This window comes from Pseudomonas sp. R15(2017) (genome assembly GCF_002112685.1).
Lineage (GTDB): Bacteria > Pseudomonadota > Gammaproteobacteria > Pseudomonadales > Pseudomonadaceae > Aquipseudomonas > Aquipseudomonas glycinae.
In genome coordinates, this window is the sequence record NZ_NEII01000009.1 from 264,729 (window position 1) to 279,527 (window position 14,799).

13 protein-coding genes are annotated in these 14,799 nt (G+C 61.0%); 2 read left to right on the forward strand and 11 right to left on the reverse strand.

All coding sequences use genetic code 11. The features are described from left to right. Positions 1 to 9: 9 nt before the first annotated feature. The 4 genes from fabD to CAF77_RS19875 all read right to left on the reverse strand — a co-directional run bounded on the left by fabD (position 10) and on the right by CAF77_RS19875 (position 2,812). On the reverse strand, positions 10 to 948 hold the full coding sequence (fabD, locus tag CAF77_RS19860) for an ACP S-malonyltransferase (RefSeq protein ID WP_007950787.1): 939 nt from the start codon (positions 946 to 948) through the stop codon (positions 10 to 12). Between the two features lie 125 nt (positions 949 to 1,073). Then, positions 1,074 to 2,084, reverse strand: coding sequence for a phosphate acyltransferase PlsX (plsX, locus tag CAF77_RS19865; RefSeq protein WP_074688106.1), 1,011 nt, complete (start codon positions 2,082 to 2,084; stop codon positions 1,074 to 1,076). A 4-nt stretch (positions 2,085 to 2,088) separates the two neighbouring features. Then, on the reverse strand, positions 2,089 to 2,271 hold the full coding sequence (rpmF, locus tag CAF77_RS19870) for a 50S ribosomal protein L32 (RefSeq protein WP_003179396.1): 183 nt from the start codon (positions 2,269 to 2,271) through the stop codon (positions 2,089 to 2,091). A 13-nt stretch (positions 2,272 to 2,284) separates the two neighbouring features. Continuing rightward, the gene (locus CAF77_RS19875) at positions 2,285 to 2,812 is read right to left on the reverse strand and encodes a YceD family protein (RefSeq protein ID WP_003204262.1); all 528 of its coding nucleotides are present in this window, start codon (positions 2,810 to 2,812) and stop codon (positions 2,285 to 2,287) included. 106 nt (positions 2,813 to 2,918) lie between these two features. On the opposite strand from CAF77_RS19875, the gene CAF77_RS19880 reads away from it, so the two are divergent. Then, positions 2,919 to 3,497: a nucleoside triphosphate pyrophosphatase gene (locus tag CAF77_RS19880; RefSeq protein ID WP_085655167.1), complete on the forward strand. Its 579-nt coding sequence runs from the start codon at positions 2,919 to 2,921 to the stop codon at positions 3,495 to 3,497. Between the two features lie 46 nt (positions 3,498 to 3,543). Here CAF77_RS19880 and sppA read toward each other — a convergent pair whose 3' ends face one another. From sppA to rluC, 3 genes are read right to left on the reverse strand one after another with little or no spacing between them, the layout of a single operon-like run. Further along, positions 3,544 to 4,533, reverse strand: coding sequence for a signal peptide peptidase SppA (gene sppA / locus CAF77_RS19885; RefSeq protein WP_085655168.1), 990 nt, complete (start codon positions 4,531 to 4,533; stop codon positions 3,544 to 3,546). A gap of 24 nt (positions 4,534 to 4,557) precedes the next feature. Beyond that, on the reverse strand, positions 4,558 to 5,220 hold the full coding sequence (locus tag CAF77_RS19890) for an HAD-IA family hydrolase (RefSeq protein ID WP_064383488.1): 663 nt from the start codon (positions 5,218 to 5,220) through the stop codon (positions 4,558 to 4,560). Further along, positions 5,207 to 6,169, reverse strand: a complete 963-nt coding sequence (gene rluC / locus CAF77_RS19895; protein WP_011335441.1) for a 23S rRNA pseudouridine(955/2504/2580) synthase RluC — start codon at positions 6,167 to 6,169, stop codon at positions 5,207 to 5,209. The genes CAF77_RS19890 and rluC overlap by 14 nt, the downstream gene beginning before the upstream one ends. Before the next feature lie 699 nt (positions 6,170 to 6,868). Between rluC and rne the strand changes: the two genes are divergently transcribed. Further along, positions 6,869 to 10,096 carry a ribonuclease E gene (gene rne / locus CAF77_RS19900; RefSeq protein WP_085655169.1) on the forward strand — a complete coding sequence of 1,076 codons (3,228 nt, stop codon included), beginning with the start codon at positions 6,869 to 6,871 and terminating at the stop codon, positions 10,094 to 10,096. Positions 10,097 to 10,278: 182 nt separating this feature from the next. Here the strand turns inward: rne and CAF77_RS19905 are convergent, their stop codons facing one another. The 4 genes from CAF77_RS19905 to CAF77_RS19920 are packed head-to-tail and all read right to left on the reverse strand — an operon-like array spanning position 10,279 to position 14,640. Beyond that, the gene (locus CAF77_RS19905) at positions 10,279 to 10,875 is read right to left on the reverse strand and encodes a nucleotidyltransferase family protein (RefSeq protein WP_064383494.1); all 597 of its coding nucleotides are present in this window, start codon (positions 10,873 to 10,875) and stop codon (positions 10,279 to 10,281) included. Further along, positions 10,872 to 11,852: an XdhC family protein gene (locus CAF77_RS19910; RefSeq protein ID WP_064383496.1), complete on the reverse strand. Its 981-nt coding sequence runs from the start codon at positions 11,850 to 11,852 to the stop codon at positions 10,872 to 10,874. Before CAF77_RS19910 ends, CAF77_RS19905 begins: the two co-directional genes overlap by 4 nt. Further along, a complete protein-coding gene (locus tag CAF77_RS19915) occupies positions 11,852 to 14,173 on the reverse strand; it encodes a xanthine dehydrogenase family protein molybdopterin-binding subunit (RefSeq protein WP_085655170.1) in 2,322 nt (773 codons plus the stop codon). The genes CAF77_RS19910 and CAF77_RS19915 overlap by 1 nt, the downstream gene beginning before the upstream one ends. Continuing rightward, positions 14,170 to 14,640, reverse strand: a complete 471-nt coding sequence (locus CAF77_RS19920) for a (2Fe-2S)-binding protein (RefSeq protein WP_039770687.1) — start codon at positions 14,638 to 14,640, stop codon at positions 14,170 to 14,172. The genes CAF77_RS19915 and CAF77_RS19920 overlap by 4 nt, the downstream gene beginning before the upstream one ends. Positions 14,641 to 14,799: the final 159 nt, after the last annotated feature.

Genomic DNA, 14,799 nt, shown 5'->3' on the forward strand with positions numbered 1-14,799 from the left:
TCTCCTGATTCAGACAGCCGCTGCACGGGCAGCAGCGAAAGCGTCTGGGGTATTGAGGTTGGAAGTCGAAACGCCTTCGGCGCAACGTTTGTTCAGACCAGCCAGCACTTTGCCAGGACCGCACTCGACCAGGTTGGTCGCGCCTTTGGCGGCCAGGGTCTGTACGGACTCTACCCAGCGAACCGGCTTGTAGAGTTGCTCCAGCAGATCACGCTTGAGGGTTTCCAGATCCGCCGGCACCTGGGCGCTGACGTTCTGTACCACAGGGATCTGCGGCGCCTGCCAGTCGATGGCAGCAATGGACTCGGCGAAGCGCTCGGCGGCCGGACGCATCAGCTCGCAGTGCGACGGCACGCTGACCGGCAGCGGCATGGCACGCTTGGCGCCACGAGCCTTGCAGCCTTCAATGGCGCGCTCAACGGCCGCCTTGGCACCGGCGATCACCACTTGGCCCGGGGAGTTGAAGTTCACCGCACTGACCACTTCACCCTGCGCGGCTTCAGCACAAGCTGCCAGCACGTCAGCATCTTCCAGACCGAGGATGGCAGCCATGCCGCCCTGCCCGGCCGGAACGGCTTCCTGCATCAACTGGCCACGGCGCTCGACGAGTTTTACCGCGTCAGCCAGGCTCAGGCTGCCCGCAGCGACCAGCGCGCTGTATTCACCCAGGCTGTGGCCGGCAACAAAGGCCGGACGCGCGCCGCCTTCCGCCAGCCACAAACGCCACAGGGCGATCGAAGCGGTCAGAATGGCCGGTTGGGTTTTGTCGGTTTGATTGAGCAGCTCTTCCGGGCCCTGCTGGGTCAGCGCCCAAAGGTCATAGCCCAGAGCATCGGATGCTTCTTTGAAAGTTTCGAGGATCAGTGGATGTTGCGCGCCCAGCTCGGCCAGCATGCCGAGGGACTGCGAACCCTGTCCTGGAAAGACGAATGCGAGGGAAGCAGACATGTAACAAGCCCCTAATGATCTTGTCGTCGGAAAAATGGCATCCCGCTAGAGGGACGCAAGAAACTGACAGTTGGATGGCCCTTTGAACCGGGCGGTCACATTTAAGCATTGTCCGACGAAAACGCCTAAGACAACAAATCCTCCAGACGGCCGTGCAGGCGCTCGGGAAGATTCTCCTGTATCTCGATCAGCGCTCGCTGAATGGCACTCTGAAACCCCTGAACCCCGGCCGAACCGTGACTTTTCACGACAATGCCCTGCAAGCCGAGGAAGCTTGCGCCGTTATGTCGCGCCGGCGCCAGATCTGCCTGCAGACGCTTCATCAATGGCAGCGCCAGTGCACCGACAGCGCGGGAGGCGAGGTTTTTCTTGAACAGGGCCTCGATGCGGGCAGCGATCATGGTCGCCAGGCCTTCGCTGGACTTGAGCAGGATATTGCCGACGAAACCGTCGCAAACCACCACATCGGCCTCACCGCGATACAAGCCATCGCCTTCGATAAAGCCGATGTAATTAATGCCCCGCGCAGCCTGCAATAACGTCGCAGCCAGCTTGACCTGCTGATTACCCTTGATGTCTTCAGTGCCGATATTCAGCAGCGCAACGCGCGGACGGGCAATGCCCAGCGTCTGAGCCGCCACGGATCCCATCACAGCAAACTGCAACAGATGCTCGGCACTGCAATCGACGTTGGCGCCCAGATCCAGCAACTGGCAATAGCCTTTCTGAGTAGGAATCGCAGCGACCATGGCCGGACGATCAATCCCCGGCAGGGTCTTGAGCACAAATCGCGACAGAGCCATCAAGGCACCGGTGTTGCCGGCACTGACACAAGCCTGGACCTTTCCATCACGCAGCAACTCAAGGGCAACACGCATCGACGAGTCCGGCTTGCCACGCAGGGCCTGGGCAGGTTTTTCGTCCATGGTGATGACTTCGGACGCCGGAACAATCGTCAGACGTGCGCGATCGGCAGCCGACTGGCCGGTGATCAATTCTTCAAGAAGGGAGGGTTGACCGACGAGGGTCAGGTGCAGCGAGGGTGTAGCAGAAAGGCAAGCGAGGCTGGCCTGAACAATGCTGCGGGGACCGAAGTCCCCGCCCATTGCGTCAATCGCGATGACTTGAGCGGACAAGTGATTACTCGTCAGCGCCCTTGTCGATCACTTTACGGCCACGGTATACGCCTTCTGGCGATACGTGGTGACGCAGGTGAACTTCACCAGTGGTTTTTTCTACAGACAGGGTGCTAGCCTCAAGAGCGTCGTGCGAACGGCGCATGTCACGGGCAGAGCGGGATTTTTTGTTCTGCTGAACAGCCATAATTGATTAACTCCTAAACGTTTGGGTCACGCTTTAACTGCGCCAATACACTGAACGGGTTGGACCGCGTTACCTCGTCCTCGCTCGGTTCGGGCTCATCTGCTCCCGCCGGCTGCTGGCATTCTTCCGGATGATGAGCAGGCACAATGGGCAAGGCGAGCAGAAGCTCCTCCTCGATCAGTGACTGCAGATCCAATGGATCTTCGCCCAGTTCCAGCACGTCATAACCTTTCGGCAACGACTGGGTATTCGCACCCTCCTTCACTACAGCGTAACTGCATTCGCTGTGGATCGGCAGGGTGACCAGCTCAAGACAACGCTGGCAAACCATTTTGACTTCGGTGTCGATAAAGCTGTGGATCACCACAGATTTACGTTCATCTCGTTCAAAAACGAATTTGGCCTGCACCGTACCGACATCGTCGGAAAGCGGGTCGCAGAGTCTCTTCAAATCGGCCAGCAGCAGTTCACCTTGAAGGGTGGTGCCACGGTCAGCCAATTTGCGCGGGTCAACGTGAGGTGGAATCGGGTCATTCAACATAGGCGCAGCATTATAGGGATGCACCCACCCATGTCAAAGGAAATTGTGCCCTGTCCGTCACTTGCGCGGCTCCGCTAGAATCTGTCGCCTGCCTCTGGAGATGCGAATGCTGCCTTTATTACTCGCTTCAAGCTCGACCTATCGTCGGGAATTGCTCAGCCGCCTGCGCCTGCCGTTCGTCTGCAGCTCGCCGGATATCGATGAAAGCCATCGCCCGAATGAGTCGGCAATCGAGCTGGTCAAGCGCCTCGCCGAACAAAAGGCCCGAGCCCTGGCCGACAGCCACCCCGCTCATCTGATCATCGGTTCCGATCAGGTTGCGGTACTCGGCGAGCGCATCATCGGCAAGCCACACACCTTCGAAAACGCCCGCGAACAACTGATGGCCGCCAGCGGCTCCAGCGTAACCTTCCTCACTGGACTGGCCCTGCTCAACAGCCAGACCGGCCACTGCCAGGTCGACTGCGTGCCCTTCACCGTGCACATGCGCGTACTGGATCAGGCCCGCGTCGAACGCTACCTGCACGCCGAGCAGCCCTACGACTGCGCCGGCAGCTTCAAGGCCGAAGGACTGGGCGTGAGCCTGTTTCAATCAACCGAAGGCCCGGACGCCACCAGCCTGATCGGCTTGCCGCTGATTCGTCTGATCGACATGCTGCTGGCGGAAGGCGTACAGATTCCCTGACCCACAAAAAACCGGCCCTCAGGCCGGTTTTTCTTGCAGCATTCGATCAGCGTAACGACGGGCCGTTGAAACCCATCCACATTGCCAGTTTTTCGGCAACGCTTGCTCCAAGCTTTTTCGAGAAACGGTCGAACGGCGATTCCTGAACGGTGAAGTCCACCAGCTCTTTTTCGCCAATCACATCACGCGCCACCGAACTCGCATTGCCCAAGCCATCGATCAAGCCCAGCGGTAACGCTTGCTCACCCGACCAGACCAGCCCGGAGAACAGCTCCGGATGCTCCTTGTCCTTCAGTCGATCGCCACGCCCCTGCTTGACGCTGTTGATGAACTGCTTGTGCGTGGTATCCAGGACACTTTGCCAGAACGCCGTCTCTTCCGGCTTCTGCGGCTGGAACGGATCGAGGAAAGCCTTGTGCTCGCCGGAAGTGTAAGTGCGGCGCTCGACACCAAGCTTCTCCATGGTGCCGACAAAGCCGTAACCGGCTGCCGTCACACCAATGGAACCCACCAGACTGGCCTTGTCGGCATAGATCTGATCCGCTGCACTGGCAATGTAATAGGCACCGGAAGCGCCCAGATCGGAAATCACCGCGTACAGCTTGGTGTCGGGATGCAGACCGCGCAGGCGCTTGATCTCGTCATACACATAGCCCGACTGCACCGGACTGCCGCCCGGACTATTGATGCGCAGGATTACGCCCTTGACCTTCTTGTCGTCGAACGCCGCGCGCAGACTACCTACGATATTGTCGGCACTGGCAGGTTCTTTATCAGCGATCATGCCGGTAACGTCGATCAATGCGGTGTAGTTGCCACTGCGGGTGGCGCTTTTTTCCATATCCATCAACGGCGTAAACAGAATCAACGCAACAAACAGATAAATAAAGGTCAACAGCTTGAAGAAGATGCCCCAGCGGCGCGAACGACGCTGTTCCTGCACGCCGGCCAGCAGAGTCTTTTCCAGCAGCTTCCAGCTTTTCGCATCACCGTCGTCGGCAGTTGCCTTGTCCGGTGCTTTCCATTCGTCGGTCATGCCATCCACCCCAGCAAAAACGTATTAAGCCTGCTGCCCCAGCCAGGCGTGCAATTCGGAAAAATGGTCGATCGACAGTCGCGGCGCGAACTGTTGCAGCGATTCGATCGATTGCGCGCCATAGCTGACCGCCACCGAATCCATCCCCGCATTGCGCGCCATCAACAGATCGAAGGACGAGTCACCGACCATCAGCGCCTGCTCGGCACGCACACCGCAGTGAGCGAGGATCTGCTCCAGCATCAGAGGGTGCGGCTTGCTTGCAGTTTCATCGGCAGCACGGGTGATATCGAAATAATCTTCCCAGCCATTGGCCTTGAGCACCCGATCCAGCCCGCGACGATTCTTGCCGGTCGCGACAGCCAAGTGATAGCCCTGCTCGCGAAAGGACGCCATCGACTCGACTACGCCTTCGAACAACGGCGAAGGTACGGCTTCTGCAGCGATGTAGTGATCGGCGTAATACTCGCGGAACAAGGTCATTTCGGCATCACTGATTTCGGGATACAGCGTGCGGATCGCCTCGGGCAAGCCCAGACCGATAATGCCTTTGACGGCAAAATCATCACGCAACTCGAAACCTGAACGCCCGGACGCCGAGTGCATCGCCTCGACAATCCGATGAATGGAATCGGCCAGCGTGCCGTCCCAATCAAAAATCAGCAGCTTGTAATCAGATGGGCGCACTCAATCGCTCCACAGTCTTGGCCCACATTTCATCGACCGGCGCCTGCAACTTGAGCTCACCGCCGTCGGGCAGCGGCACGGTCAGCATGTAGGCGTGCAGGAACAGGCGCTTGCCGCCCAGATCACGGATTTCCTTACTGAAATTGTCATCGCCGTATTTGGTGTCACCGGCAATGCAGTGTCCGGCGTGCAACGTGTGGACGCGGATCTGGTGCGTGCGACCGGTAATCGGCTTGGCCTCGATCAAAGTGGCAAAATCGCCAAAGCGACGCAGGACCTTGAACACGGTCACAGACTCCTTGCCCTCCTCCTCGTCGACCTCGACCATACGCTCACCGGAGCGCAGATTGCTCTTGCCGAGCGCCGCACGGACTTGCTTGATCGAGGTCGCCCAATTGCCGCGAACCAGGGCCATGTAGCGCTTGTCGACACCGTCACCGCGCAACGCGGCATGCAAGTGACGCAGCATGCTGCGCTTCTTGGCGATCATCAGCAGACCGGAGGTATCACGATCGAGGCGGTGGACCAGCTCGAGCTCCTTGGCATCGGGGCGCAACTGACGAAAGGCTTCGATAACACCGTAATTCAGGCCGCTGCCACCGTGAACCGCAATCCCGGCGGGCTTGTTGATCACAATCAGAGCCTTGTCTTCGTAGACAATCGAGGCCTCCAGACGCTGCAACAGGCCTTGGGCCAAAGGCACCGGTTCGTCACGCTCAGGCACGCGAACCGGCGGCACGCGCACGATATCGCCAGCCTGCAGCTTGTATTCGGGCTTGATCCGACCCTTGTTCACTCGCACTTCGCCTTTGCGCAAAATGCGGTAAATCAAAGTCTTGGGCACGCCTTTGAGCCGGGCGAGGAGGAAATTGTCGATTCGTTGGCCGGCATATTCCGGCGAGACCTCAAGCAGTTGAACGCCTGGAGTCGAGGGGGCAGTAGTCGTCATGGCGCGGATAATAACAATTTTTTATGGAATTGAAGCACTTAATCATTGCTGCTATAGTCGCGAACGCCGCCAAAAGCGGCCTGGACAGCGGAACCACGGTCAAAAACCGGCCCTGACCAACGCAATTCACCAGGACGCGAGGCCGTCCTACGGGGCTTTTGCTACGTAACGGTGGAGTTTGCAGCTGTAACAAGCGCAGGTGACATGAGGCCTGAATCACGCCGCAAAGCAGAGTTTTCACTCGCCACGCGAGCCATATTCACGGCCAGTTCACAAAGTGCAGTCAGCCGCGGATGACCCCGAGCGAAGGCTCCGGAAACACCGCCTGAATTAGCCATGATGCGTGACCTCCCCTTTCGGAGCTCACGGTAAATGCCAACCCGCTGCGGATTCTGCGCGCGGCAGCACCCGAATTATCAGGGATACGTGTAGGGTGGAGATGCACAACCGCTGGACTGTGTAACAACAGGCTTTATCAAGACGCTTCATCTCGTCCACAGCCACCGGTTGATTCCTCCTCCTGACTGAGTGCTTAAGTAGCCACAGCAAGCAGGACGCGTACGTCGCGATAACGGCCCAATTGGCCGGACATCGCTGGACACGGGAATGGCCAACCACTCCCGACGCACCTGACACCGACCGTGAGAAGTCGTGTGTGCCGAACGCCGTTTCCGGCAGCCCGGAAACCGACGGTACTACATGAAAAGAATGCTGATTAACGCAACTCAACCCGAAGAGTTGCGTGTTGCACTGGTAGATGGCCAGCGCCTCTACGACCTGGACATCGAATCCGGTGCACGCGAGCAGAAAAAGGCCAACATCTATAAAGGCCGCATCACTCGCATCGAACCAAGCCTTGAGGCTGCCTTTGTCGATTTCGGCTCCGAGCGCCACGGCTTCCTGCCCCTCAAAGAAATCTCCCGCGAATACTTCAAGAAAGCCCCTGAAGGCCGCGTCAATATCAAGGACGTCCTGAGCGAAGGCCAGGAAGTCATCGTTCAGGTCGAAAAAGAAGAACGTGGCAACAAGGGCGCAGCCCTGACCACCTTCATCAGCCTGGCCGGTCGTTACCTCGTACTGATGCCGAACAACCCGCGTGCCGGCGGCATCTCCCGTCGCATCGAAGGCGAAGAACGCAACGAACTGCGTGAAGCGCTGAACGGTCTGGTTGCTCCAGCCGACATGGGCCTGATCGTGCGCACTGCAGGCCTTGGCCGCAGCAGCGAAGAAATGCAGTGGGACCTCGATTACCTGCTGCAACTGTGGACAGCCATCAAAGAAGCTTCGCTGGATCGTTCCGCGCCATTCCTGATCTACCAGGAAAGCAACGTGATCATCCGCGCCATCCGCGATTACCTGCGCCAGGACATCGGCGAAGTGCTGATCGACAGCGTTGAAGCCCAGGACGAAGCCCTGACCTTCATCCGTCAGGTGATGCCGCAGTACGCCAGCAAGATCAAGCTGTATGAAGACAGCGTTCCGCTGTTCAACCGTTTCCAGATCGAAAGCCAGATCGAGACCGCTTTCCAGCGCGTCGTCGAACTGCCGTCCGGCGGCTCCATCGTCATCGATCCGACCGAAGCCCTGGTGTCCATCGACATCAACTCGGCGCGCGCCACCAAAGGCAGCGACATCGAAGAAACCGCCCTGCAGACCAACCTTGAAGCCGCCGAAGAAATCGCCCGTCAGTTGCGCCTGCGCGACATCGGCGGCCTGATCGTCATCGACTTCATCGACATGACCCCTGCCAAGAACCAGCGTGCCGTGGAAGAGAAAGTCCGCGAATGCCTGGAAGCCGACCGCGCCCGCGTGCAGATCGGTCGCATCTCGCGCTTCGGCCTGCTGGAAATGTCCCGTCAGCGCCTGCGTCCTTCGCTGGGCGAAAGCAGCGGCATTGTCTGCCCGCGTTGCAGCGGCACCGGCATCATCCGTGACGTCGAATCGCTGTCCCTGGCGATCCTGCGCCTGATCGAAGAAGAAGCCCTGAAAGACCGCACCGCCGAAGTTCGCGCTCAAGTGCCGATCCCGGTGGCCGCGTTCCTGCTCAACGAAAAACGCAACTCGATCACCAAGATCGAACTGCGCACCCGCGCCCGCATTGTCATCCTGCCGAACGATCACCTCGAAACCCCGCATTTCGAAGTTCAGCGTCTGCGTGATGACAGCCCGGAAGCCGCGACCAACCAGTCCAGCTACGAAATCGCTGCCGCCGCTGCCGATGTCGAAGACGTTCAGCCAGCCGCCGCGACCCGCACCCTGGTTCGCCAGGAAGCCGCGGTCAAGACCGCTCCGGCTCGCGCCAACGCTCCGGTTCCGACCGAAGTCGCCGCACCGGCCGCGGCACCTGCTCCGGTTGCCGCGCCAGAGCCAAGCCTGTTCAAAGGCCTGGTGAAGTCGCTGGTCAGCCTGTTCGCCACCAAGGAAGAGCCAGTTGCTCCGGTGGTGGTTGAAAAACCTGCCACCGAGCGTCCGGCCCGCAACGAAGAGCGTCGCAACGGTCGTCAGCAGAGCCGTAACCGTAACGGTCGCCGCGATGAAGAACGCAAACCGCGCGAAGAACGTGCACCGCGTGAAGAGCGCGCCCCACGCGAGCCGCGTGAAGAGCGTCAACCGCGCGAGCCACGTGAAGTCCGCGAGCCACGCGAATCCCGTGACGAAGCGCCGGTAGCCCGCGAAGAACGCGCACCACGCGCCCCTCGTGAAGAACGTGCACCACGTGCTCCGCGTGAAGATCGCAAGCCGCGTGGCGAGCGTGAAGAACGCGTACGTGAACTGCGCGAGCCGCTGGATGCCGCTCCGGCCGTTGCTGCTGCCGCCACCGCTGAAGAGCGTCCGGCCCGTCAGCCGCGTGAAGAACGTGCACCACGTCCTCCGCGCGAAGAGCGTCAACCGCGTGCCGAACAGGCCGCTGCCGCTGTCGCCGAAGAAGAAACCCACACCAACGAAGAGCAACTGCCGGAAGACGGTTCGGAGAACGCCGAAGGCGATCGTCCACGCCGCCGCTCCCGTGGTCAGCGTCGTCGCAGCAACCGTCGCGAGCGTCAGCGTGATGCCAACGGCAACGTGATCGAAGGTTCGGAAGAGTCCGCAGAGAACACTGAAGCCGCACAACCGAGCACAGCCGATCTGGCCGCCGGCCTGGCCGTCACCGCAGCGGTTGCCAGCACCGTGATCAGCGCTCCAGCCGAAGCTCAGGCTCACGAGCAAGCTGAACGCGCCACTGCTGCCACGCTGGAAAGTGCTCCAGTTGAAGCGCCGGTTGTTGAAGCGACCACGCCAGTCCAAGCGAAGGCTGCTCCGGAAGTCGAAGTGGCTCCGGTTCGCGAAGCTCAGCCTCAGGTTGAAGTCGCTGCCGAACCTGCCGCGACCTTCGAAGCTCCCGTGATTGCTGAAGAGTCGGCTGTCGAAACCGTAACCGAAACCGTACGTGAAGTTCGCGAAGAACAAACCGCGTTCAACTGGGTAGCCGAGCCGGCTGTCGCTGAAACACCAGCGCCTGCTGTTGAAGCGCCTGTTGTTGAAGAAGCCAAGGCTGCCGAGCCAGTGGTGGTTGCCGAACCGGCACCGGTCGTTGAAGCCCCTGTGGTTGAAGCGCCAGTTGTCGCCGAAGCACCTGCCCCGGTAGTTGAAGCGGCTCCAGTCGTCGCCCCGGTCAGCGCCCTGACCCCAAGCGGCCGCGCACCGAACGATCCGCGTGAAGTGCGTCGTCGCAAGCGTGAAGAAGAGCGTCTGCAGAAGGAAGCCGAGCTGGCTGCCGCCGCCGCTGCTGCTCCAACTGCCGAAGTGGTCGAGGCTGCTCCTGCCCCGGTCGCTGAGGAAGTTGCCGTTGAAGCTGTGATTGCCGAGGCACCACGCTCCGTTCAGGAAGCGGTCGAGCAACACGAAGAGGCCCAGGAAAAAGAACACGAGCCTAAACCCCTCGTCTGATTCCAAAAGCCACTAAAAAGCCCCGCCTGGTAATCCAGGCGGGGCTTTTTTATGCCTCAAAATTCACACAACTCAATTGTGGGTGCGAGCTTGCTCGCGATAGCGGTCTGTCTATACCTGTTCCACTACCTGACACTCCGCCATCGCGGGCAAGCCCGCTCCCACAGGAATCTGTGCGTACTTCAAACTTGAGGGAAAACCAGCGCTTGTGGCACATCGATATCCCACAGAACGCCGGGATCATCTACCACCACTTCCACCACACGCCCCTGCTTGAACAATGGCCTGGCGCCCCGGTCACCGGACAAAGCCATCAGCCCCGCTCCGAACGAACGACCAAACCCGACCGGATGCCCATAATCACCGTTCAACGTCGGTACGCTGACCGCATCCTCGGCAATCGCCGCCACAACCCGCTCAATGCTCGACGGCAGGATGAACGGCATGTCGCCCAGCACAATCAGCCAGCCATCGGCATCCGGGCAAGCCGCCACACCCGCCGCGATGCTGTCGCCCATTCCGGTGGACTCGATCGAGACAATGTCACACCCATAAGCCTGCGCCATACGCATCGCCTGCGGCCGCGCCTCAGTCGTCACCAGCACTCGCTTGTCGAGACTCGCCGGCAGATTCACCAGCACCTGCTCGACCACCGAACGCACCGCGCCATCGCGCCCGGTGCAATCGGCCAGCAGCTTGTCCTTGTCAACGCCTGCCACCTCGCGAAAGCGCCTGCCCTCGCCCGCCGCCAGCACAATCACTCCGATGGATCGGCTCATACGCTCTCCACTGTTTTCTTCTGCTTGAGCTCGACACCATTCTTGATCGCGACGATTTCCGCCAACAGCGACAAGGCGATTTCCGCCGGGGAATGGCTGCCAATATGCAAACCGATCGGCCCGTGCAAACGGGCGATGGCCGCTTCCGACAAGCCTAGCTCAGCCAGGTTTTCCCGACGCTTGCGGCTGTTGACCCGTGAGCCGAGTGCGCCGACGTAGAACGCCTTGGAGTCGAGCGCCGTGAGCAGCGCCATGTCGTCCAGCCGTGGATCGTGAGTCAGCGCGACAATCGCCGTGCGTTCATCGGTCTGGATGTTCAGCACCGCTTCATCCGGCATACCGGGCACAAACCGCCCATGCTGCTCTTCCCAGCCATAGACGAATTCGGTGCGCGGATCACAGATCAGCACTTCGAAATCCAGCAGCCGCGCCATCTCGGCCACATACCGTGACAACTGTCCGGCGCCGATCAACAGCAGGCGCCAGCGTGGGCCATAGATGGCGCGCAGGGTCTGGCCGTCGAAGCTCAAGGTGTCAGTCTTGCCGGCCGGTCGCAGCACCACCTCGCCAGTGCCGATGTTCAGCTCGCGAGCGACGATTTCGTGGGCTTCGCAGCGATCCAGCAACTCGGCGACCCACGCCGGATCGCCGACTCGCTCCTCGGTCAGGCGCAGAGTGCCGCCGCACGGCAGGCCGAAACGCGCCGCCTCTTCCTGCGTCACGCCGTAGGTGATCAACTGCACCGGCGGCCCGTCGGCGGGAATCCGTCCGTCGTGCAGCCGGGCGATCAGATCGTCCTCGACGCAACCGCCGGACACCGAGCCGATCACCACGCCATCTTCGCGCAACGCGAGCATTGCGCCGGGCGCCCGGGGCGCGGTGCCCCAGGTCTGCACGACACTGAACAACATCACTCGCTGCCCGGCGCGACGCCATTCGAGCACACTGCGCAGGACATTCAGATCGGCGCTGTCCATCACGCTTGCGCCTTCTGCCAGCCCTGCAACTGGTAACGCACCGGCAGGTTACGGATGCGCTGACCGGTGGCGGCGAAGATCGCGTTGCACAGCGCCGGAGCGATCGGAGGCACGCCGGGCTCACCGACACCACCCAGCGGCACTTCACCCGGCGGGGTCACCAGATGCACCGCGACTTCCTTCGGCGCCAGCGACATGCGTGCCACTTCATACATATGGAAGTTGTCCTGTTGCACCTTGCCGTCCTTGAAGCTGATTTCGCCCCACACGGCATTACCCAGGCCCATCACACAGGCGCCCTCGAACTGCGAACGGATCCGCTCCGGGTTGATCTGCGGGCCGCAATCCACGGCGATATCGGCCTTGTACACGATCAATGTGCCGTCGTCCTTGACCTCGACTTCGATCACCGCCGCCACGTAGGTGACGAAGCTGTAATGCACCGCCAATCCGAGACCACGGCCTTTAGGCAGTTGACGCCCCCAACCCGCCGCCTTGGCCGCGGTTTCGAGCACGGTGCGCATGCGCCCGGTGTCGATCGGATAACGCTCGGGAGATTCGCCGTAGTTCCATTCTTCACTGAGCGTACGCGGGTCGATCTGCCGATCCGGGCCGAGCAACTTGATCTGATACTTGAGCGGATCTTCCTTGGCCTTGTGCGCCAGTTCGTCGACAAAGCTCTGAATCGCAAAACCATGGGGAATGTTCGACACCGAGCGATACCAGCCCACCCGCGTGTGCACCGTGGCCTCAGGGTTTTCCAGGCGCACGTTGGGAATCGCGTAGGCCATGTTGGTGAAGCCCATGCCCAGCTCGAACGCGGCTTCGTGGTTCATGCCCGGCGCAAACAGCGCGGTGATGCTCGGCGCCACCGTGCGGTGCAACCAGGCAGACGGCAAGCCGTCCTTGCCGACGCCGGCCTTGAGGTATTCGGCGGATACGGTGTGGAAATACGAGTTGTGGATGTCGTCTTCCCGGGTCCATTGCACGCGCACTGCCTTGCCAGGGAATTCCTTGGCGAGCACGGCCGCTTCAACGACGAAGTCCGGTTTGGACTTGCGGCCGAAACCACCGCCCAACAGCGTGACATTGAAGGTGACGTTATCGAACGGCAGCCCCAGGCGTTCGGCGATCCGCTCGCGGGTGACCTGCGGCGCCTGGCTCGGTGCCCAGGCCTCGCAGGTGCCATCCTTGTAACGGGCGATGGCGACCATCGGCTCCATCGGCGCCTGTGCCAGATGCGGCAAGTAATAAGAGGCTTCCAGCGTGCTGGCGGCACCGGCGATGGCTTTGTCGATGTCGCCGGTGTTGCGCACCACTTTGCCCGGTTTCAGCGAAGCAGCTTCGATCTCCTTGCGATAGGCGACCGAGTCATAAGTGGCGTTCGGGCCATCGTCCCACTCGATCTTCAGCGCTTCGCGGCCCTTCAACGCCGCCCAGGTGTTGCTGGCCACCACGGCCACGCCACCCAACGGCTGGAATTCCGAAGGCAATGGCCGGGGTTCGATCTGGATGACTTTGAGGACGCCCGGCACTTTCAGCGCGGCGCTGTCGTCCACCGACTTGACCTTGCCACCGTACACCGCCGGACGCGCAATCACCGCAAACAACATGCCGTCGAAATGCACGTCGGCGCCGTAAACCGCGCGACCATTGACGATGTCGGCACCGTCGATGGCCTTGGTGCCTTCCTTGCCGATGTAACGGAATTCCGACGACTGCTTGAGCCGCAGGCTGTCACGGGGCGGCACCGTCAGCGCACTGGCCGCAGCGGCCAGCTCACCGTAACCCAGCTCGCGCCCGGAAGGTGTGTGAATGACTTTATGCAGTTGCGCGCGACATTCGCCGACCGGCACCTTCCACTGGGCGGCGGCCGCTTGTTCCAGCATGGTCCGGGCGGCGGCGCCGCAACGGCGCATCGGTTCGTACCAGTGACGCATGCTGCGCGAGCCGTCAGTGTCCTGGTTGCCGAAGCGCACTTCATCACCCGGCGCCTGCTGAACCTTGACGTGCGCCCAGTCGGCTTCCAGCTCATCGGCAACCACCATGGTCAGGCTGGTGCGCACGCCCTGGCCCATTTCCGAACGGTTACAGACCACGGTCACCGTACCGTCGGCGGCAATGCTGACGTAGACCTTCGGATCGTCGATCCAGCCGTTCGGCATGCCGTCGGCGCCAAACTTCTTGGGCTTGTCTTCGGCCAGCGCATCCTGCCAGCCCCAGCTCGCCGCCAGCACCAACGCCCCGGTGGCACCGACGCCCTTGAGGAAGCCCCGACGACTCAGGTTGCTCAGGGCGAAATCGTTCGGTAGACGGCTCATGCCTTGGCCTCCTTCAGATGAGTGGATGCCTGACGGATCGCGGTCTTGATCCGGTTGTAGGTGCCGCAGCGGCAGATGTTGCCGACCATCGCCTCTTCGATCTGCTCGTCGCTCGGGTTCGGGTTGGTCTTGAGCAACGCGGTGGCGGACATGATCTGCCCGCCCTGGCAGTAACCACATTGGGCCACGGCGGTGTCGAGCCAGGCTTGCTGAACGATCTGACCGACCGGGTCGGCATGCAGGTTGTCGATGGTGGTCACGTTCTGCCCGACCACCGAACCGATCGGGGTGATGCAACTGCGCGCCGGCGCGCCGTCGATATGAATGGTGCATGCACCGCACAGGCCCATGCCGCAGCCGAACTTGGTGCCGTTGTAGCCAGCGACGTCACGGATCGCCCACAACAGTGGCATGTCCTCGGTGACATCGAGTGGATGATCTTGACCATTGAGTTTCAGGGTAATCATGGGCACGCCCGCATATTCTTGGAGGTTATGGGGTCGAGCCATCTGCCACCGCAGGGACGGTAGTGGTTCGCGCAGATCGGCTCAGGCTAATCAGGCTCTCTTGTGCCGACGGGAACGTCTGCACCGGGCCTTTGGTGGAGCAAATGGTTGGTATCGTTA